Origin of the sequence: Cryobacterium sp. MP_3.1, assembly GCF_035984795.1 — a bacterium.
Classification (GTDB): domain Bacteria; phylum Actinomycetota; class Actinomycetes; order Actinomycetales; family Microbacteriaceae; genus Cryobacterium; species Cryobacterium zongtaii.
This window is the reverse complement of the sequence record NZ_JAXCHV010000028.1, coordinates 24,817-44,916: the sequence shown is the minus strand read 5'-3', so window position 1 is coordinate 44,916 and position 20,100 is coordinate 24,817. Positions and strand designations below refer to the sequence as shown.

Annotated in this window: 22 protein-coding genes; 15 read left to right on the top strand and 7 right to left on the bottom strand. The window is 69.6% G+C overall.

What is annotated here, in order from left to right:
- Positions 1-354: 354 nt before the first annotated feature.
- Positions 355-1,410 carry a LacI family DNA-binding transcriptional regulator gene (locus RCH12_RS15025; protein ID WP_327017395.1) on the top strand — a complete coding sequence of 352 codons (1,056 nt, stop codon included), beginning with the start codon at positions 355-357 and terminating at the stop codon, positions 1,408-1,410.
- 7 nt (positions 1,411-1,417) lie between these two features.
- On the opposite strand, the gene RCH12_RS15020 is transcribed toward RCH12_RS15025, so the two are convergent.
- On the bottom strand, positions 1,418-2,173 hold the full coding sequence (locus RCH12_RS15020; protein ID WP_327017394.1) for a phosphotransferase: 756 nt from the start codon (positions 2,171-2,173) through the stop codon (positions 1,418-1,420).
- An 83-nt stretch (positions 2,174-2,256) separates the two neighbouring features.
- Between RCH12_RS15020 and RCH12_RS15015 the strand changes: the two genes are divergently transcribed.
- The 4 genes from RCH12_RS15015 (at position 2,257) to RCH12_RS15000 (ending at position 7,691) form a co-directional block, all read left to right on the top strand.
- Complete coding sequence (locus RCH12_RS15015) at positions 2,257-2,958, top strand: hypothetical protein (protein WP_327017393.1); 702 nt, start codon at positions 2,257-2,259, stop codon at positions 2,956-2,958.
- A 124-nt stretch (positions 2,959-3,082) separates the two neighbouring features.
- On the top strand, positions 3,083-4,837 hold the full coding sequence (locus tag RCH12_RS15010) for a pyruvate dehydrogenase (protein WP_327017392.1): 1,755 nt from the start codon (positions 3,083-3,085) through the stop codon (positions 4,835-4,837).
- A gap of 155 nt (positions 4,838-4,992) precedes the next feature.
- The gene (locus RCH12_RS15005; protein ID WP_243399074.1) at positions 4,993-6,165 is read left to right on the top strand and encodes an AI-2E family transporter; all 1,173 of its coding nucleotides are present in this window, start codon (positions 4,993-4,995) and stop codon (positions 6,163-6,165) included.
- Positions 6,166-6,236: 71 nt separating this feature from the next.
- Entirely contained in the window at positions 6,237-7,691 is a 1,455-nt protein-coding gene (locus RCH12_RS15000) for a dihydrolipoyl dehydrogenase family protein (RefSeq protein ID WP_327017391.1), read from the top strand.
- Positions 7,692-7,795: 104 nt separating this feature from the next.
- Here RCH12_RS15000 and RCH12_RS14995 read toward each other — a convergent pair whose 3' ends face one another.
- Positions 7,796-8,632, bottom strand: a complete 837-nt coding sequence (locus RCH12_RS14995) for an alpha/beta fold hydrolase (protein WP_327017390.1) — start codon at positions 8,630-8,632, stop codon at positions 7,796-7,798.
- A 92-nt stretch (positions 8,633-8,724) separates the two neighbouring features.
- On the opposite strand from RCH12_RS14995, the gene RCH12_RS14990 reads away from it, so the two are divergent.
- Entirely contained in the window at positions 8,725-9,288 is a 564-nt protein-coding gene (locus RCH12_RS14990) for a TetR/AcrR family transcriptional regulator (protein WP_327017389.1), read from the top strand.
- Between the two features lie 96 nt (positions 9,289-9,384).
- Entirely contained in the window at positions 9,385-9,612 is a 228-nt protein-coding gene (locus RCH12_RS14985; RefSeq protein ID WP_088457260.1) for a three-helix bundle dimerization domain-containing protein, read from the top strand.
- Positions 9,613-9,619: 7 nt separating this feature from the next.
- Here the strand turns inward: RCH12_RS14985 and ppk2 are convergent, their stop codons facing one another.
- Positions 9,620-10,477: a polyphosphate kinase 2 gene (gene ppk2, locus RCH12_RS14980; RefSeq protein ID WP_327017388.1), complete on the bottom strand. Its 858-nt coding sequence runs from the start codon at positions 10,475-10,477 to the stop codon at positions 9,620-9,622.
- Positions 10,478-10,616: 139 nt separating this feature from the next.
- Here ppk2 and RCH12_RS14975 point away from each other — a divergent pair, with 139 nt between their 5' ends.
- The 8 genes from RCH12_RS14975 (at position 10,617) to RCH12_RS14940 (ending at position 17,090) form a co-directional block, all read left to right on the top strand.
- Positions 10,617-11,006 carry a DUF6855 family protein gene (locus tag RCH12_RS14975; protein WP_088457258.1) on the top strand — a complete coding sequence of 130 codons (390 nt, stop codon included), beginning with the start codon at positions 10,617-10,619 and terminating at the stop codon, positions 11,004-11,006.
- A 74-nt stretch (positions 11,007-11,080) separates the two neighbouring features.
- Positions 11,081-11,428: a hypothetical protein gene (locus RCH12_RS14970; protein ID WP_327017387.1), complete on the top strand. Its 348-nt coding sequence runs from the start codon at positions 11,081-11,083 to the stop codon at positions 11,426-11,428.
- Between the two features lie 92 nt (positions 11,429-11,520).
- Entirely contained in the window at positions 11,521-12,309 is a 789-nt protein-coding gene (locus tag RCH12_RS14965) for a YidC/Oxa1 family membrane protein insertase (RefSeq protein ID WP_327017386.1), read from the top strand.
- Between the two features lie 151 nt (positions 12,310-12,460).
- A complete protein-coding gene (locus RCH12_RS14960) occupies positions 12,461-13,870 on the top strand; it encodes a ferredoxin reductase family protein (RefSeq protein WP_327017385.1) in 1,410 nt (469 codons plus the stop codon).
- Complete coding sequence (locus RCH12_RS14955) at positions 13,867-14,361, top strand: FMN-binding protein (protein ID WP_327017384.1); 495 nt, start codon at positions 13,867-13,869, stop codon at positions 14,359-14,361. The genes RCH12_RS14960 and RCH12_RS14955 overlap by 4 nt, the downstream gene beginning before the upstream one ends.
- Position 14,362: 1 nt before the next feature.
- Positions 14,363-15,127: an FAD:protein FMN transferase gene (locus tag RCH12_RS14950; RefSeq protein WP_327017383.1), complete on the top strand. Its 765-nt coding sequence runs from the start codon at positions 14,363-14,365 to the stop codon at positions 15,125-15,127.
- A 44-nt stretch (positions 15,128-15,171) separates the two neighbouring features.
- The gene (locus RCH12_RS14945; protein WP_327017382.1) at positions 15,172-15,840 is read left to right on the top strand and encodes a response regulator transcription factor; all 669 of its coding nucleotides are present in this window, start codon (positions 15,172-15,174) and stop codon (positions 15,838-15,840) included.
- Entirely contained in the window at positions 15,837-17,090 is a 1,254-nt protein-coding gene (locus RCH12_RS14940; protein WP_327017381.1) for a sensor histidine kinase, read from the top strand. Before RCH12_RS14945 ends, RCH12_RS14940 begins: the two co-directional genes overlap by 4 nt.
- 174 nt (positions 17,091-17,264) lie before the next feature.
- Here the strand turns inward: RCH12_RS14940 and RCH12_RS14935 are convergent, their stop codons facing one another.
- From RCH12_RS14935 to RCH12_RS14920, 4 genes are all read right to left on the bottom strand, one after another.
- A complete protein-coding gene (locus RCH12_RS14935; protein WP_088457255.1) occupies positions 17,265-17,666 on the bottom strand; it encodes an SPW repeat domain-containing protein in 402 nt (133 codons plus the stop codon).
- A 109-nt stretch (positions 17,667-17,775) separates the two neighbouring features.
- The gene (locus RCH12_RS14930; protein WP_088457254.1) at positions 17,776-18,603 is read right to left on the bottom strand and encodes an endo alpha-1,4 polygalactosaminidase; all 828 of its coding nucleotides are present in this window, start codon (positions 18,601-18,603) and stop codon (positions 17,776-17,778) included.
- Positions 18,604-18,643: 40 nt separating this feature from the next.
- Positions 18,644-19,144, bottom strand: coding sequence for a CarD family transcriptional regulator (locus tag RCH12_RS14925; protein ID WP_066597804.1), 501 nt, complete (start codon positions 19,142-19,144; stop codon positions 18,644-18,646).
- A gap of 229 nt (positions 19,145-19,373) precedes the next feature.
- The gene (locus RCH12_RS14920) at positions 19,374-20,045 is read right to left on the bottom strand and encodes a potassium channel family protein (RefSeq protein WP_327017380.1); all 672 of its coding nucleotides are present in this window, start codon (positions 20,043-20,045) and stop codon (positions 19,374-19,376) included.
- Between the last annotated feature and the right edge of the window lie 55 nt (positions 20,046-20,100).

The following is a 20,100-nucleotide window of genomic DNA, read 5'->3' as shown; positions in this document are numbered from 1 at the left end:
GTTACCGCCGGTCCACACCACCAGACCATTAGCCGTCAGCTCACCGTGCAGCCGAGCGATATCCGCCCGCACACGCGCGATCGCAACCTCGATCTCGGGTTCGTAGGAACTCATTGAGCATTCCACCTTCGTTGTGTTGCGCTGTGAGATAACGATCACGCGCTTGAATGTTAGCGCACTATCAGCGCCGAGTGTTAGCGCACTATCAGGACGGTTTCTGGCGTCCAGCGCGCAGTGGAAGGACACGCCACTTGATGAACACATGAATTCCGCCCGGCATCCGTCTCTCGGCGAAGCACCAGAGACACCTCGTGATAGTGCGCTCCCGCACCCTCAGGAGAGTATTCTTGACCGATGTCGACTTCTCCCGTGGGCCCGGTGGGCGAGAGCCAGCGCCCGGCGAACCGCAGTGTGCGCATGATCGACGTGGCCAGGCTCGCCGGAGTGTCCCAACAAACCGTGTCGCGGGTCGTGAACGGCCACAGCAACGTGGGGCCCGAGGTGCGGGAACGAGTCGAACGGGCGATCACCCAGCTGCGGTACAACCGGAATTCGGCTGCGCGCGCGTTGGCGACCAATCGGTCGATGAATCTCGGGGTGCTCAGCTATTCCCTGCCGGTGCACGGCTCGACAATGGTGCTCTTCGGCGTCGCAGAGGAGGCGCGCCGCAACGGCTACGCCACCAGCCTCGTGAGCATCTCCGATGTCGATTCGAATGACATCCGGGCGGCCGTGGACACCCTGCTCGGTGACTCCGTGGACGGGATTGTCGTGCTGGCACCGATGTCCGCCGCGGCCCCGGTGCTCAACGGGTTGGACCTGGACGTGCCCATCGTCCGCTTCGAACAGGGCGCGCCGGCAAGCTCTCACGCCGTGACCATGGACGACGGGTTCGGGGCGCGACTGGCGACCCGGCATCTGCTCGACCTCGGGCATGACACCGTGTGGCATGTGGCCGGACCGCGGGGCTGGATGGCGTCGGACGCTCGCCGCGCCGGCTGGCTGGCCGAGCTGGCCGTCGCCCACCGCCCGGTGAACCCCGAGTTCTCCACGGCAGACTGGACCGTTGAATCCGGTTACCGCGCCGGATCGTTGATCGCCGACAACCCGGCCATCACGGCGGTGCTCGCCGCGAATGACTCCATGGCCCTGGGCATCATGAAGGCCCTGACCGAACGTGGCCTGTCGGTGCCCGGCGACGTGAGCGTCGTGGGCTTCGACGACATGAGCGAGGCCAGGTATTTCCAGCCCGGACTCACCACGATCAGGCTCGACTTCGACGAGGTCGGCCGCCTCGCGGTTGACCGTCTGCTGCAGCTGATGGGCGGCGAGGCCGCGGAGACGATTCCCGCGATCGCCCCGGAGCTGATCGTGCGCGACAGCACCGCGGCACCCCGCACCCGCGGCTGACGCCGAGTCAGACCGTATCGAGTTCACCCAGCGCGGACTGAAGGGTGAGATCGACCCCGTGAGCCAGCATCCGTCGATAGGTCTCGTCGCCGCTGTCGGCCACTGAGCGGATGATGTCCCGTTGTGTCTGCACGCGGCGACGGACGAGCTCCAGCACATCGTCTGTCGTTCCGCCCCAGCCATAGACCCGGAGAATCGACTCCAAACGAGCCCGGCGCTCCCCGAACGCGGTGAATCCTTCGTCCAGAACGAGCCGACGCGCGTGAAGCGGCACCCAGGAGAAGACGACCCAGGCGAGGTCTTCGGCGCACGTGGTCGGGCCGGCCATGTCCCAGTCCACGAAACCCACGAGCCCGTGTGCATTCCAGACCGCGTTGTAGGGCGCCGCATCGTTGTGGCCGATGATCGAGCCCGGGTTCCACACCTGGCCCTCGCGCCACCGCGACCCTGCGGGCGGGACGAAGTTGGCGACCGCGGAGTGATAGCGCCTGAGCCAGTCGCCCACATCCAGGAGCGCTTCGTCGCTGTGGGTCCACCGCGGCCACGGGCGGAGGTTGCCGACCGTCGAACCGTCGAGGTAGCTGAGCACGTCGCGGCCCTGCGCGTCAGAGCCGAGCGGGCGCGGCGCTCCGACGAAACCGGTGGATGCCAGATGCTGCAGCAGGGCGTTCACGGCCGGTGTCCACGGGCCGGGAATCCGACGAATCGTGCCGTCGACCAGATGGGCACCGCCGTCACATCCGCCGGCCAGTTTTCCGTTCACGCGGTAAGCCTCCCACGACGACGCCCCTGCCCGGAATTGCTATTGCCCCGCCGCGCTGCGATGTTTGCCACAGGGGGATACACATGAGACTTCGTGAACTGATGGGTCGAGGGGCCGCGCTGCCGCTCGTCGGCGCACTCACCGTCGGTGTTCTGCTGGCCGGCTGCTCAGGGAATGCCGACGACGACCAGTTACCCGCGATGCCGTTCGACACCGTCGCCATGCCGCTCGACCGGGCGCCAACGGCCACGCCCGGACAGCACCTCGGGGTCGGCGAGATCGTCCTGCTTCCGCAGTCCAACTACGAGGGGGTGCCGGGGGACGCGATCGAGACAACCGTGTTGGGTGTCGTCGAGGGAGAACCCTCCTATTGGGACGTCTTCGACAACGGTGCGGGGTTCGCGGGGGAGACCCCGTTCTTCGCCGTGATTCAGTACCGCTGGGTCACCGGCAGCGTGACCGCCTACACGACCCCGCTCCTGCGTCCGGTGCTCGACGACGGCACCGAAGGCGGCATCGTGGAGCGCGAATACCTGGGCTCCCTGACGGCGAACACGATCTGCCCGTTCGAGCTCGAGCGGTTCGACCTCGACGAAGACCGGGGACCCGACGAGTACCTCGCCTGTGTGCTGTACACGGCACCCATAGGTTCCACAGTCGTCGGGTTGGGCTGGCACAACCTGGGTGGCATGGCCTTCTCGGCGCCTGATCCCGCCGTCAATCCGTTCTACCCCGCACCCGTGGTCTGGGACGTCACGCCGGTCGCGGTGTCCGCGGGCGGTTAGACCGACCTCGGTACGCTGACGCCACCGGCGTTCCCCCGTGAGCCACGTCCAGCGCCGCTGGGAGTTCGCTGACTGTGCCCTCGAGGGATATCGCCGCGCCGGGCGCGCGCGGTTTACTGGACCGATGGCTCAGACCGTCGCAGACCAGATCATCGCCCAACTCGTGGACGCCGGGGTGCGCCGCATCTACGGCATCGTCGGGGACAGCCTCAACCCCGTCGTCGACGCCGTTCGTCGCACCGGCGGAGCCGCCAAGGGCGGCATCGACTGGGTGCACGTGCGCAATGAGGAGGCCGCGGCCTTCGCGGCCGGCGCCGAGGCCCAGCTCACCGGGCGCCTCGCCGTGTGCGCCGGCAGCTGCGGCCCGGGAAACCTGCACCTGATCAACGGACTCTACGACGCACACCGCAGCGGAGCGCCGGTGCTGGCCATTGCCAGCCACATCCCGACCGGTCAGATCGGCAGCGGCTTCTTCCAAGAAACCCACCCGGACCGGCTCTTCACCGAGTGCTCGCACTACCGGGAACTGGTCTCCTCCGCCGAACAGTCGCCCAAGGTGGTCAACGCGGCCATGCGGCACGCGGTCGCCCTGGGTGGGGTTTCAGTGGTCACCCTGCCCGGTGACGTCGCCGAACTCGATGCCGAAGGCGCCGTGCCCCGCTTCGTGTTGCCGGGGCGACCGACCGTGGTGCCCGCAGCGGAGGACGTGCGTGCCCTGGCCGACGCGATCAACCGGGCCAGGACAGTCGCGATCTTCGCCGGGGCCGGTGTCGCCGGTGCTCACGACGCGGTGATCGCCTTCGCCGACCTCGTCGGCGCGCCCGTCGGGCACAGCCTGCGGGGCAAGGAGTGGATCCAGTACGACAACCCGTTCGACGTGGGCATGACCGGTCTGCTCGGTTACGGGGCCGCACACGCCGGCATTCACGACGCCGACCTGGTTCTGCTTCTGGGCACCGACTTCCCCTATGAGCAGTTCCTGCCCGACGGCGAGAAGGTGGTCATCGCCCAGGTCGACACCGACCCGTCCCACCTGGGCCGTCGGGTCAGCGTCACCCATCCGGTACACGGCGACGTGGCGGCCACGCTCGCGGCCCTCACCGGCCTGGTGACGAAGAAGACCGACCGGGCCTTCCTCGATCGCACCCTCAAGAAGCACGAGAAACTGCTCAGCTCGGTCGTCGGCACCTACACGGATGTCGACCACGGCCGCCCCATCCATCCGGAGTTCGCGGCCGCGATGCTCGATGAGCTCGTCGCCGACGACGCCATCGTCACCGCCGACACCGGCATGGGCAACGTCTGGCAGGCCCGGTACCTCACCCCCAACGGGCGTCGTCGGCTGATCGGCTCGTACCTGCACGGGTCGATGGCCAACGCGGTGCCGCAGGCCATCGGTGCCCAGAGCGCCTACCCCGACCGCCAAGTGGTCACCATCAGCGGCGACGGGGGACTGGCGATGCTGCTCGGCGAGCTCATCACGATCGCCGCGCAGCAGCTGCCGGTGAAGGTCGTGGTGTTCAACAACTCCACCCTGGGCCTGGTGAAACTGGAGATGTTCGTCGACGGGTACCCCGACTTCGGTGTCGACGTGCCCGCCGTCGACTACGCCGCCGTGGCGACCGCGCTCGGCTTCCATGCCGTGCGGGTGGAAGACCCGGCGGCGCTCCGGTCCGCGCTCACGGCCGCCTTCGCCCACGAGGGGCCCGCCCTGGTCGACATCGTCACCGACCCGTTGGCGCTGTCCCTGCCGCCGAACGTGACCGCCAAGCAGGTGAAGGGCTTCGCGCTGGCCCTGTCGAAGACCGTGCTCAACGGTGGGGTGGGTGAGGCGGTGCAGATGGCGCGGTCCAACATCCGGCACCTACCCGGGCTCTGACACCCGCCTGACCCCCGGCTCACCCGAAAAGGGTGACGCCGCGGCGGGCTGCGGGGGAGGACACTGTGCCTGACGCGAACCGATGCGGAAGGGACCCCATGTGGCGACGCCGATCCAGGAACCGACCCCAGAGGGACGAGGCGCACCCCCCAGGCGTGGCCGGCGACGAGCCGGTGATCACCGGTCCGCCGGTGTCGCCGCACCGCAGCACCTCCATCCTCGTCGGTCTGGGCGGTGCCACCGTGGCGGTGTTCGGCCTGGCCGCCATTGCCGGCATTGCGGCGCCGATCCTCCTGGCGCTGGTGCTCACCATCTGCGCCCACCCGGTGCGCCGGGGCCTGGAACGGCGCGGCGTGCCGCGGGGCCTGGCCACGGGATCCGTCGTCGCGACGGTGTTCATCGTGCTGGCGGCCTTCGTGGCGGCGCTGGGCCTGGCCCTGGGCCAGTTCGCCACCCTGCTGCCCCAGTTCTCCAGCCAGATCAGCGACATCGGCACCACCATCACCGACTGGCTCGCGAGCGTCGGATTCGGCTCGGCGCAGGTGCAGGCCGTCGAGGACAGCCTCGACCCGAGCAATCTCGCCTCGGTGGTCTCCGGCCTCTTCGGCAGCATCACCAACATCACGGTCGTCCTCGTGATCGTGTTGACCATGTTGATCCTGATGGCGGCGGACGCCGGCTACCTGCCCACCCTGCTCACCCAACTGCGGCCGACCCGACCCACCCTGGTGGAGGCCCTGACGAACTTCGCCTCCAGCGTGCGCCGCTACATGGTGGCCACCACCCTCCTCGGCATCGTCCAAGGGGTTCTGAACGCCGTGGCGCTCGTGCTGCTCGGGGTGCCGGGCGCGTTCCTCTGGGGCCTGCTGTCGTTCCTGTGCAGCTTCATCCCCAATGTGGGCTACTTCATCGCCATCATCCCGCCCACGGTGTTCGCTTTCCTCACCGGTGGCTGGGAGCTCGCGCTGCCCGTGATCGTGATCTACGCGATCGTCAACGGGGTGGTGCAGTCGATCGTGCAGCCGCGGGTGGTCGGCAACGCCGTCGCCCTCAGCCAATCCCTCACCTTCGCCTCGGTGCTGTTCTGGGCGATCGTGCTCGGTGCCATCGGCGCCATCCTGGCGATTCCGCTCACCCTGCTGATCCGAACCATCCTGGTGGATGCCGACCCCGCGGCCGCCTGGTGGCGTCCCCTGATCGGCGACCTCGATGAAACCCGCACCCTGATGAAGGTCGAGGATGCCCGCCAGCGCGCCCTGCGCAAGGCCGGCCGGGCGGCCAAGTCCCACCAGGGCAAGCCGACCAAGGGTGTGCCGGGCCCCGCCTAGCTGCCGGTCAGGGGCTTTTCTCAGGACCCGCTGGCAGAGTCGGTGCTCCGTTCTGTTGCCAGGAGGTTCCCATGCCCGCTGATCCCACTGTCTCCTCCCCGGCCGGCTCCGCCGCGGCCACCGCACCCCGCTCGCACTACGACGTGCTGGTGATCGGCGCCGGCCCCGCCGGCACGGCCGCTGCCCTCCGCGCGGCCGAGCTGGGGGCCGGGGTCGTGGTCGTCGAGGCCGATCGCACCGGGGGCACCTGTGTGAACACCGGCTGCGTGCCCACCCGGGCGCTCGCGAAGGCGGCCAGGCTGATGCGCGAGGTGCGCACCGCCGAGACCTACGGCATCGAGGCCGTCATCCAGCGATTCGACTGGCGCACCACGGCCGCCAGGGTCACCGAATCCGTCGACAGAGTACGGTCGATCAAACGCGAGGCCGAGCGGTTCAGCGCCGCCGGCATCGACCTCGTCCTCGAGGGACGGGCCCGGTTCGTCGACCCGCACACCGTGGAGCTCGACAGCGGCCGCCGCATCAGCGCCGACAACATCCTGATCTGCGTGGGCGGTCACTCACGCCGGCTGCCGATCCCCGGCGCCGACCTGGCGACGGTGCCCGAACACGTACTCACCCTGCCCGCCCTGCCCGAACGCCTCGCGGTGATCGGCGGCGGCAACACCGGCGCCCAGCTGGTGACCATTTTCAGTTCGTTCGGCTCGAGGGTGACGCTGCTCGACGTGGCACCGCGGATCCTGATGGCCTCCGACGCCGCCGTCTCCGCCGGGGTGACCACGGCGTTCCGCGAGCAGGGCACTCGGGTCGAGACCGGCATCGAGACCGTCGAGTCGCTGGTGAAGCAGCCGGATGGCTCGATCCTCCTGACCTGGCGTGCGGCCGGTGAACCGGTGTCAGGGCAGTTCGATGCCGTGATCATGGCGACCGGCTGGCCGGCGGATGTCGACGACCTGGGCCTCGCGAACGCGGGCGTGGCCACGGAGCGGTCCGCGATTCCCGTCGACCAGTACTTCCGCAGCGAGTTGTCGCACATCTTCGCCGTCGGCGACGCGAACGGCCGCGACATGCTCGTGCAGGCCGCCCAGTTCGAGGGTGAGGCCGCGGCCGAGAACGCGGTGCTGGGCACCAACCGTCGCACCCCGCACCACCTGCTGCCCGCGGGCGGGTTCACCGATCCCGACTATGCCGGGGTGGGGCTCACCGAGGAGCAGGCACGTGCCCGTGACCCGCTCTGCGTGGTGGCCACGGTGCCGTATGCGAGCCTGGACCGAGCGGTGATCGACGACAGGGAACGCGGGTTCCTGATGCTGATCTCCGACCGGCGCCGGGAGCTGATCCTCGGTGCGCACGCCGTGGGCGAGAACGCCATCGAGGTGGTGCAGTCGGTGACCACGGCCATCGCCGCCGGCGTGGATGTGGCGACCCTCGCCCACGTGCGGTTCGCCTACCCCACCTACAGCGCCATCATCGGCCTCGCGGCCCGCACCCTCCTGGCCGAGGCGCCGCCCGCCCAGCGCCCCTGAGGCATGCTCCTAGGCCCAACCGTTGCCCATGCGGACAGGTGCGCCCGGTACGCCGGGCACAGTTGTCCGCACGGGCAACAGTTGCGGTGGTCGAGGGGTGCCGCCTACTTGGCCAGGAAGGCCAGCAGAACCTCGTTGACCTCGGCCGCGTGGGTCCACAGCATCCCGTGCGGGGCGCCGTCGATCTCGACGTACTCGGCCGCCGGCAGGGCCTTCGCGAAGAGCCGGCCGGTGGAGTCGATCGGCAGGATGTTGTCGCTCGTGCCGTGCACGATCAGAGAGGGCACCGTGATCTTCGCCACGTCGGCACGGAAGTCGGTGATCCAGGTCAGCGGGGCCGCGGCCGCCGCGAACGATCCGGAGCCGGTGGCCACATTCCAGCTGTTCTGCAGGGCCTCGACGCTCAGCCGGCTGCCGAGGTTCTCGGCCGTGTTGTAGAAGTTCGTGTAGAACTCGGTGAAGTAGGCGTAGCGGTCGGCCTTGACGGCGTCGACGATGCCCTCGAAGAACTCCAGCGGCGCGGCGCCGCCCGGGTTCTCGTCGGTCTTGAGCAGGAACGGCTCGAGGGAGGCGAGGAAGACGGCCTTCGCCACCCGGTCGGACCCGTAGCTGCCCAGGTACCGACCGACCTCTCCGGTGCCCATCGAGAAGCCGACCAGGACGACGTCCCGCAGGTCGAGGGTCTCGAGCACGACGTTGAGGTCGGCGGCGAAGGTGTCGTAGTCGAACCCGACCGTGGGCTGGCTGGACTGGCCGAAGCCGCGGCGGTCGTAGGTGATCACGCGGTAGCCCGCGTCGAGGAGGGCCGCAGACTGCTTCTCCCAGGAGTGCCCGTCGAGCGGGAAGCCGTGGATCAGCACCACCGGCTGGCCGGTTCCGTGATCTTCGTAGTAGAGGTCGATGTTGGTGCTGTTCTCTGTGCCAACCGTGATGAACGACATGTCATGGTCTCCTTCGTCTGTCAGAGAACGTGCGTTCTCCGATCTGTTTGCTAGCCTAGAGAACGAACGTTCTCAATGCAAGTGAGGTTTGTGTGAACACTGTAAGTAGCCCGCGTGAAGTCGCGACCGCCGCCGCCGACCGGTTGTATTACAGCCGGGGCATCCAGGCCGTGTCGATGGACGAACTGCGCGCCGAGACCGGGCTGTCACTGAAGAAGCTCTATGCCCTCTTCCCGTCGAAGGAGGCGATCGTGCTCGCCGTGCTGCACAGCAGGCACGAGCAGTGGTCCGCCGGCCTGGAACGCGCTGCCGCGACCGCGACGACCCCGCGCGAGCGGGTGCTGTCGATTTACGACTATCTGCTCGAGTGCTTCGTCAGCGACGACTACCGGGGCTGCGGATTCGTGAACGCCTTCGGTGAACTCGGTGCGACGGTGCCGGCCGTGGCCGAGGCCGCCCGGGTCCAGAAGGTCGGTTTCCAGGGCTACGTCGGGAAGCTGGTCGCGGCGGCCGGCGCCCCGGCCGAGCTGGCACCCATGCTGGTGTTGCTGGCCGAGGGCGCTCAGACCACCGCGGCCATCTGTGGCACCCCGGATGCCGCCAGATCGGCCCGCGCCGCCGCCGAGGCCCTGCTCGACGGGGCCCGCGCGGCCTGACCATCGTCGCGACGCGGGCCCGCACGTCCGTGCAGGGTGGGGCGTTCAGTATCTCCGAAGTTGACCCGGGTGCGGGCGTCGGCGCAAACTGATCCCGTGGACACTCAAGAACGTCAGCAGCACGAAGACCAGGCCGTCTCCCAAGTCATCGACAGGCTGGCCGAGAAGTTTCCCGATCGGCCGCGGTCGGTCATCGAAGGCGTCGTCACCGAGGAACGCCACCTGCTCGACGGCAAGCCGATCCGCGACTACGTCCCGGTGCTGATCGAGCACGGGGCCAAGGCACGCTTGCGCGAACCCGCCCGACCCCGCACCATCGGCTGACCCCGGGTCAGCTCTTCTTCTTTTTCTTGGCCTTGGCCTCCGCGGCCAGCTCGGTGATGCGCGCCGCGTGATCGGGCACCGGGCGCGTGAGCTCGCGCGGTGGCCGCTCGTAGTCCGACGACGGCGGCCGGTGCGGGATGTGCACGGGCGGCGGCTCCATCTGCTCGTAGGGCACCATCGACAGGAAATGGCTGATCATGTTCAGGCGGGCGGCGCGCTTGTCTTCGCTTTCGACCACCCACCAGGGTGCCTCGGCGATGTCGGTGTGCACGAACATCTCGTCCTTGGCCTTCGAATAGTCCACCCACTTGGTGATCGAGAGCACATCGGTGTCCGAGAGCTTCCAGCGCCGCATCGGGTCGTTCAGCCGCGACCGGAAGCGCAGTTCCTGCTCCCGGTCGGACACCGAGAACCAGTACTTGAGCAGGATGATGCCGTCTTCGACGAGCATCCGTTCGAACAGGGGAGCCTGGTGCAGGAACCGGCGGTATTCGTCTGGCGTGCAGTAGCCCATCACCTTCTCGACGCCCGCACGGTTGTACCAGGACCGGTCCATCAGGACGATCTCGCCCGCGGTGGGCAGGTGCTCGATGTAGCGCTGGAAATACCACTGGCCGCGCTGGCGGTCGGTGGGCAAGGGCAGCGCCACGATGCGCGCAATGCGCGGATTGAGGTACTCGGTGACCCGCTTGATGGCCGACCCCTTGCCGGCGGCATCACGACCCTCGAAGATCACCACGATCCGGGCGCCGGACTCGCGGACCCACTCCTGCATGGTCACGAGGTCGGACTGCAGCCGACGCAGCTCGCCCTCGTAGAGCTTCTTGTCCATGCGGGGTGTGGCGGATGCATCCTTCTTCGCCATGCGCGGGTCCTCCCTGATTCACGTGCGCTCAGCGTACTCGGTGGCGTGACGGCGCCGTGGCGTTTCGCGGCGCCCGGCCTAGGCTGGGGCCGACGGGAGCCGGTGGGTTCCCCGCATTCGCTGACGAATGGAGACCCTGATGACCGACGGAACGCCTGCCGAGCCCTGGCAGCTCACGACAGCGCCCGGCACCTCGACGTACTCGATGTACCGCGAGGGCGACGAACTTGTCTGCCAGGTGGGCGCCACGACCCTGAAGTATCAGGCCAGGGCCATCGACGACCTGCACGCCTGGCTGGTCGAGCAGGGTGACTGGGTGCCGCTCGGCGCCAGCGACGAACAGAAGACCGCACCGGAGGGCAGCGTCGAAGCGTGGGGCCGGTCCCCGGACAATCCGGTCGGCGGCTGGTACGGCCTGCGCAAGGGCTACCGCGGTCGCTTCGGCATGTACCTGCCCCCGCTGCTCGAGCACCTGGGCCTGGCCGAGCTCACCCACGAGAAGCGCAACAATTCGATGCGGGCGCTCTGAGTCCGGCCGCGCTGAGCGCAGCCGCGCTGCATCCGGCTAGGCTGGCCGGGTCGACCGCAAGAAAGGGGCCCCGGATGCGCGCACGCACGTTGATGCCGCCGGCGTCGCCGACTGCCCGCTTGTCGGTGCTGCTCGGCCTGAGCCTGGGCTCCGGGTTCGGCCTCGGTGCGCTCTCCCTCGGCGGCCGCGGCTTCGGCGAGCTGCTCGCCCTCGCGGCGCTGTTCACCCTGGCCGCCTCGGCCGTGGCCGTCACCGGCGCGGCCCAGCAGGTGCTCGCGATGCTGGTCATGGTGCTCACCGGCGCCCCCACCCCCGTCGCCCGGCCCTACCCCGAGCTGGCCTCCCAGGTCGGCCAAAGCGTTCCGGATGCGCCAGGCAAGCCTCAGCCGTGCGCCCCGGGCCGCGCCCTCCCGGTCGCCTAGGGAGCTCTCTCGCGCCGCACCCGCCGGGTGCCCCGCCGCCCTGTCGCGACCATACGGTTCCTCTTTTTCCGTATTCCGACCGGGAGTTTTCCATGGACATCTATGCCTTCGGCCCCATCGCGGCCGTGCTCGACGCGGCCTACGCCGTTCTGCACAACCTCACCCTGTTCCTCACCCCGTTCGCCACCGCGAACGCGGCGGCCCTCGCCGTCATCGTGCTCACCCTCGCCCTGCGCCTGCTGCTCATCCCGGTGGGGGTATCCCAAGCGCGCGCGCAGCAGCTGCGCCAACGCCTCGCCCCGCGGCTGACCGAGCTGCGGCGGCTGCACGGCACCAACCCGGAGCGGCTGCAACGCGAGACGGCCGCCCTCTACGCCGCCGAGAACGCCTCGCCGCTGGCCGGGTGCCTGCCCCTGTTGGTGCAGGCGCCGATCCTCTCGATCGTCTACGGCCTGTTTGTGTTGGGCACCATCAACGGGCACGACAACGCCCTTCTCGCCGGTGGCCTGTTCGGCAGTCCGCTGGGCACCAGCATCCTCACCGGCTGGGGTGCCGGGCCCACCCCCACGGTGCTTCTGGTCGGCGGCGTGCTGCTCGTCGTGCTGCTGGTGGCCCAGCTGCTCAGCCGCCGGCTGATGCTGGCCCAGGGCGCCGCATCCGCCGCCGCGCCCTCCCCTGGTGCGGCGTCGCCGCCCGCCCCTGGTGCGCTCTCGCCCGCCGCCCAGGCGACCATGACCGGTGTGCTCAGCTGGCTGCCGCTGATCAGCGTGGTCTTCGCGGCCTTCGTGCCGCTGGCCGCGGCGATCTACCTCACGGTGAGCGCGCTCTGGGGCGTCACCGAGCGAGCGCTGCTGTGGCGGATGCTGCGCCCGGCGCGCTAACCCGCCGCCGTCGTGCCGCTAACCGCCCCCCCCCAGGAGCACCCGCGGGGGCGCTTACCGGCACGTCGCGGATGGTCTAAGAATCCTGGAAGAAATCGGGAGGACTGTGGGAAGGGTCAGAACGAGCCTCCCCATCAGAATCGAGCACCCGATGTCGCTTCGCACGGCACCATCACCCGTCGCCCCGGTCGTCGTCGACGCAGGCCGCCGCATCCGGTCGCGTCGACGGTTGCGTGCCGCCGACCTGATGGTGGCGCTGTGCTGGACGTCGGTGGCGATGGCCGTGGCGCTCTACCTGGCCTACGGCGGACTCATGCAGGTCACCGACCTCGCCTCCGGCCTCACCGCCGCGGGCGTCGTGACCGGGCTGGTCGGCACCGACCTGATCCTCGTGATGCTGGTGCTCGCCGCCCGCCTCCCGGCGATCGACAAGGTCGTCGGCCAGGACACGGCGATGGCCTTTCACCGGCGGCTGGGCAAACCCGCGCTGTACCTCATCCTCGCGCACGGTCTGCTGCTGACCATCGGCTACGCGATGGCCGACGACGCCACGGTCGTGACCGAGACCGTCGCGCTCTTCCAGACACCGGACCTGGCGCTGGCCTACCTGGGGCTCGGCCTGCTGGTGACCGTGGTGGTCACCTCGGTGGTGGCCGTGCGCCGACGGTTCCCCTACGAGGCCTGGCACGCCATCCACATGCTCAGCTACGCGGCCGTGCTCGCGGCGCTGCCGCACCAGTTGAGCGCGGGCGGGGTGCTCGCCGACGGAACCGTGCAGCGCGTCTACTGGATCGCCCTCTACGTCCTCGCGTTCGGCTCGATCGCGCTGTTCCGCTTCATCGTGCCGATCGTGCGCAGCGCCCGGCACGACATCCGGGTGGCCGGGGTCGAGCCGATCGCCCCCGGTGTGGTGTCGCTGCACTTGACCGGGCATCAGCTGGACCGGCTGCAGACCCAGGGCGGGCAGTACGCGATTTGGCGATTCTGGACCGGCGCCACCTGGTGGCATGCCCACCCGATCTCGTTCTCCGCAGTGCCCACCGACCGCTCGGCCCGCATCACGGTGCGCTCCCTCGGGCGCGGCAGCGACGCCCTCGGCCGCGTGCGGCCGGGCACCCGCGTGTCGATCGAGGGCCCGTACGGGATCTTTACCGACGCCCACCGCAGCACCGCGAAGATCAGCGTGGTCGCCGCCGGCATCGGCATCACCCCGGTGCGGTCGCTGCTGGAACACGCCGCCCTGCGGCCGGGCGAGGCAACCGTGCTGCTGCGCGCCACCAACCCCTCGCAGAGCTACCTCTGGAACGAGATCGGCGCCCTGCCGAGCATGCGCGGCAACACCATCTTCTCGATGATGGGGCCCCGACCGCGCGGGCTGGCCACCTGGATGTCCGCCGAAGCGCTTTCCCGCGGCGTCACTCTCACCTCTGCCTTCCCCGACCTGCTCAACTCCGACCTCTACGTCTGTGGCCCGCAGTCCTGGGCCGACCTGGTGATCCGGGATGCCCGGGCGGCCGGGCTGCCGGAAAGCCGGATCCACGTGGAAAGGTTCGACTGGTGAGGGGCCGGGCGATCGCCCTGAGCATCCTGTCGTGCTCAACCGTGCTGGCCGTGGGCTGGCAGCTGGGGGTGGCCGGCCAGCCCCAGCCCCTGACCCGGCCGACGGATGCCGCGGCGCAGGCACCCGACACCGGTGCCGGCAGTACGGCCCCCGGCGGCTCGGCGTCGACCCCGGCCCCCTCCGCCGGCACGACCGCGCCGTCGGCCGCCGGGGCGTCCGGCACCTTCACCGGCACCGCCGCCCAGACCCGCTTCGGCGACGTGCAGGTGCAGATCACCGTCGCCGGCGGCACCATCACCGACGTCGCGGCTCTGCAGCTCACCGACCACGACCGCAAGTCGGTGCAGATCAGCAACCGCGCCGCCCCGATGCTGCGGCAGGAGGTGCTCAGCGCGCAAACTGCGAATGTGCAGAATGTCTCCGGTGCCACCTACACCAGCGACGCCTACCTCACCTCGCTGCAGTCCGCCATCGACCAGGCCGGACTCTGACATGGCCGTGCACGTCTTCGACACCATGGGCACCACCGTGAGCCTCCGATTCGCCGGCGCGCTACCGGGCGTCGAGGTACTGCGACGCGTCGAGGCCGGATTCGACGCCTACGACCGACGCTTCAGCCTGTACCGGCCCGATTCGGAACTCAGCCGCGTGGCCCGGGGCGAGCTCGCCCTGCCGCGGGCATCCGCCCTGCTGCGAGAGAGCTACGCCGACGCGCTGGACTGGCGTAGCCGCACCGCCGGTGCCTTCACCCCGCACCGGCCCGACGGCATCATCGACCTCAACGGCATCGTCAAGGCCGCCGCCATGACGGCCATGGCCACCCTGCTCGACGCGGCCGGCGAAACCGACTGGCTCCTCAACGTGGGCGGTGACATCCTCGGCCGCGGCGGGTTCGCCGGCGCACCCTGGACCATCGGTATCACCGACCCCGGCGACCGGGCCGGACTGCTCTGCACGGTGACCCTCGACGCCGCCCGGCCCGCCGTCGCGACCTCCGGCACCGCCGAGCGCGGCGAACACATCTGGCGGCAGCACCCGCACGACCTCGCCAGCAGGGCCGCCTACCGACAGGTGACCGTGCTCGCCGCCGATATCGTCACCGCCGACGTGCTGGCCACGGCCATCCTCGCCGGCGGCCGCGACCAGCTCGACGAGGTGACCGCGCGCCACGCGATCGACGTGCTGACAGTGGATGCCGCCGGCGCGATCACGGCGACCCCGCGGCTGCAACACGCCCGCGGGCTCGCTCCCGCATGACCGTTCCCGGCCGGGCACCCCGTGCGGCTCCCTATACTTCGAACATGGCCGATCGTCCGAGGGTGCTGCTCGTCGAGGACGACTCCCGCCTGGTGCGGATGCTCGACCAACTGCTCACCGCCGAAGGGTACGACACCGTCATCGCCCGCGACGGCCAGCGGGCCCTGCACGAGGGTCTCACCCAACAGTTCGACGTGATCGTGCTCGATCGCGGGCTCCCGGTGATGGAGGGCCTGGATGTGCTCACCCGGCTCCGCGGCCGCGGGATCCTCACCCCGGCCCTGGTGCTCTCGGCGCTGGGCAACCCGGCCGACCGGGTGGAGGGACTGGACCGTGGTGCCGAGGACTACCTGGCCAAACCCTTCGACATCGACGAACTGCTCGCCCGCATTCGTGCGCTGCTTCGCCGGCACACGAGCACGGTTCCGGTCGTCGGAGTTCCGGGAGGCTCGCTGGATGTCGACAGCCGCACGGTGACCACCGCCGCCGGCACCGTCGTGACCCTCTCCGACCGCGAAGCCCACCTGCTCGAACGCCTCGCCCGCAGGCCCCACCAGGTCTTTGAACGCTCCGACCTGCTCGCGAACGTGTTCCCCGACGCCGACGACCTCGGCGTCGTGGACACCTACGTGCACTACCTGCGCAAGAAACTCGGCCGCGGCGCCATCCACACCGTGCGCGGCATCGGCTACCGGCTCGGAACCGTCTCGTGACGACCGCGCCCAAACGGCGGCCGGGGCTGGCGAGCCGCGGCGAGGACTTGCGCGGCGCCTCCCTGCGGCTGACCCTGCAATTCACGGCCCTGATGCTCGTGGTGCTGGTTCTCGTGGGCGGCGTCGTCTTCGCGATCGTCAGCGCGAGCGTGGCCGAGTCCGCCAGCCAGGCGCTCGCCGCGGCCACGCGCCTCGATTCCCCGGACGACGCCCCCGACGGCACCTATCTGTCGGTTGTCGACGACGAACGCGTGATGTCACCCAGGAATCTGCCCGCCGGACTCCTCGACACCGCCGCGATCGCCACGGTTGCCGCTGGCGGCGGCGACGTGACCGGCACCCGCGAAATCGACGGGCACCGGTACCGGCTGCTGACCACGACGGTCGCGGGCGGCCGCGGGGGCACCAGGGTGGTGCAGGTCGCGCTCGATCAGCACGAGAGCGCCGAAGAACTCGAACGCCTCACGGTGGCGCTGCTCGCCGCCGGGCTCGTGGCCCTGGCCGTGTCCGGGATCGCGGCCTACTGGATGGCCCGGCGCGCGATCCGCCCGCTCGCCGACGCCCTCGCGCTGCAGCGGCGCTTCGTCGCCGACGCCAGCCACGAACTGCGCACCCCGCTCACCCTGCTAAGCACCCGGGCGCAGCTGCTGAGGCGACGTGACCAGACCGGGCTGCCGCCGGATGTCACCGAAGCCGTCGACGAGATCGTGACGGATACCCGCACCCTCACCGGGATCCTCGAGGACCTCCTCATCGCGGCCGACCCCCGCAGCGTGGCCGACCCCGAGCCGGTGGATCTGACCGAGACCGCGGACCAGGCGGTTACGCTGCTCGGGGGCGAGGCGGCCGGCCGGGGGATCGCGCTGCAGAGGGCCGGTGCGACCGAACCGGTGACCGTGCCCGGATCACCGTCGGCGCTGCTGCGACTGATCGTGGCCCTGGTGACGAATGCGCTCGACCACGCTCGGACATCCGTCGTCGTGCACATCGGGGTCGACGGGCGGTACGCCACCGTGCGTGTCGCCGACGACGGCGCCGGCTTCGCCCCCGAGATCGTCGACACCGCCTTCGAACGCTTCAGCAGCGGCCGCGCGGCCGCCCCAGCCGCCTCGGGGGTCACCCGGCATTACGGCCTCGGCCTGGCGATCGTGGCGGAGATCACCCGTCGTCACGGCGGCACCATCGCCGTTGAGTCTTCGGGCCCCACCGGCGCCGCCGTCGTGGCCCGGCTGCCGCTCGCGCGCCCCTGACCTCGCCCCCGTGCGACGGCCGATTCCGAGGTCGAAGGTCGTTTATCTGGACGCTTCGGCCAATTCCGTCCTTGCAATCTCCCTCTTCCTTGCCACTCGGCGGTGACCGGGCGCGAAAAAACGGCAGGCGCTCCCAGTGCCGGGGGCGCCTGCCGCAGTCGAGGGCCGTGCGGGTCAGGCGACGCTGTTGGCGTGCGCCCGGGTGCCGGAGACGCTGACGCCGGGCTGGCTCTTCGAGCACAGCACCACGAGGATCACGGCGACGCCGACGACGATGTGCGGCAGCCAGGCGTTCGGCGCCTCGTCAGCGAAGCCGAACAGGAACGGCGACGCGATCAGGACGATCGATGCCAGCACGTCGAAGACGAGGTGGATCGGCATGCCGATGACCTTGATCAGGCCCAGCTCGTAGCGGGTGAACAGGCTGTAGAGGATCAGGCCGACGCCGAGGACACGGGGGACGATGACCGCGGCGCCGCCGACCTCTTCGAACATGAAGATGGTGGGGGCGAGGATCAGGGCGATCGCAACGACGTAGTCGAGGACCGCGTGGACCTTGGTGGGAATGAATCGCATGGGGGAGCTCCTGAAGTGTGAACCGCAAGGCCCGTTGCCTCACGACACTGATTCGCCGCCGTCGGCCGGATGGTTGGTCGCCCCACCGAACCCGGTCGGCGGAGCCGCCTCAGCAGCGTTCGTATACGTACCCCGGTGCACCGGTCACGACGAGATCGCGGTCGCGCAGGATCATCGACCGCGGCCGGTCAGGCACCGCGCAGACTGCGGCGAAGTCAACGCGCAGGTCGTCGGTGTATTCGATGGCCAGCACCCGATCGCCGTAGGCCGCCCGGTAGAGCCCGCACTCCTGCCAACGGTCGCATTCCTCGGCGACGGCGAAGTCGAACAGCTCGGCGAGGGGCTCCGCCAGGTCGGCGGCGTTCTTCTGGCCGATCGCCAGGCCCTCGTCGTGCGCGGCGGCGACCAGGATGCGCGCGAACGCGACATTGTCCTCGGCGGTGAGCAGACCGGCCGACCGGGTGTACGAGTCGAGGTTGTCGATCTCCACGGCGTCGAAGCCGGACGTCGCACAGTTCGTCAGTAGGGGGAGCAGCAGCGCGGCGAGTGCGGTGCGCTTCCCGGCGCTGCCGGTGTCGAACAGAAGCTCGTCCGGCCAATTCTCGTCGCGCACCGGCCCGCCGCCGGCTGTAAGGATCAGCTCGGGCGAATCCTCGAGTATCCGCTGGGACTCTGCCGGCTGGGTCTGGAAACCGTTCAGGTAACACACCGAGTAGAGGCCGGCCGCGGGCTCATCGGTGCTGTCACGCACGACGATGTCCACTCCGGCTGGGGGGTCGTAGGCGCCGCCGAGCTGATAGTCGAGGCCACCGCCCACCGGCGGCGGCACCGGGCCGGATGCGGGCGACGGGCCGGACGCGCAGCCGGACAGCGCCAGGCCCACCAGCACCCCGACAACACAAACGCGCCGCCGGGCGGCAGCAGACAGGCTGCGCATCCGGCGACGCGTCAAGGTGATGAACTACAGAGGTGGTGAACTAGGCGACTTCGGCGACGCTGGCGTTCAGCACGTCGTCAAGGGTGACGAAGGCCTCTTCTTCGGTGGACTTCTGCGCGAGCGCGAGCTCGGAGACGAGAACCTGGCGAGCCTTGATGAGCATCCGCTTCTCGCCGGCGGAAACGCCGGAGATGCGGTCGCGGCGCCACAGGTCGCGAACGACCTCGCTGACGCGATAGACGCTGCCGCTGCCCATCTTCTCGGTGTTGGCCTTGTAACGACGCGACCAGTTGCTGGGCTCTTCTTCGACATCGCTGCGGAGCACGTCGAAGACGGCCTCGACACCGGCGGCGTCGATGACGTCGCGCACGCCGACGAGCTCGGCGTTGTCGATGGGCAGGTTGATGGCCAGGTCACTCTGGTGGACGGTGAGCGTGATGTAACGCTTCTCGACACCCTTGATCGTGCGGGTCTCGACCGCGGTGATGGTTGCCGCGCCGTGGTGGGGATAGACGACGGTCTCGCCGACTTCGAAAATCATCTGATGCAGCCTCATAATTCGTTGAGCGTGGTTGACGTATCACCCGGACGGCGGCGCGGGGCGCCGGCCGTGCTCCGCCGCGGTGCTGCCACAGCCGATTCGACGCACCCAGGGCAACTCACTGGATACAACACGCGACTGAAAATGGCACAGCGGTTCGTTAAGGGTATTCGGAGAGTGTATCATTCCCGCCTCGCTGGCCCTATTCGTGTCCGCGGCCGGTTTTCGGCTACTTGTGGCGGTCCTCGAGCTCGGACACCCGCTGCACGATCCAGGACGAGAGGGTGGCCGTGAGGACACCCAGCACGGCCACGCCGCCGAGCATCAGCGCGGTGGCGATGGTGCGCCCGCGCAGGGTGACCGGAGTGAAATCGCCGTAGCCGACGGTGGTGATGGTCACGGCGGCCCACCAGAAGGAGTCACCGAACGAGGTGATGTTGGCGTTCGGGGTCGCCCGTTCGGCCTCGAGTACGGCGAGGGCGGCGATGTAGGTGACCAGGGTCGCGGCGCCGGCGAGGTAGACCAGCACCCTGGCGCGGAAGGCCGTGCCCGCAGACTGCTGGAAGACGTTGCTGTGCGCGACGACCCGCAGCAGCCGCAGTGGCCGCAGCAGCGGCAGCAACACGAAGAGCAGGTTGACCGGATGGTGCAGCACCCACTGCCAGGGGTGGTCGGCGAGGGCGATCTCCACGAGGTAGCTCACCGGGAACAGCGCCCAGCTGACCAGGATCAGCAGCCGCAGGAGGTCGGCGGTGGCGACATCCACATCGCCGATCACCGTGATCGAATAGGCGACCAGGAAGAGGATGGCTGCGATCGTGAGCGGCCAGTCCACCGCCTGTTGCCAGCGTGTCTGGCGCTGCCCGCCCCACGGGTTGGTACGGATGCCGGTCGCCATCATGCGGGCATCCTGCCACCGGCCGGGGACCCGGCCAATGGCGGCGGGGCCGCGCCGA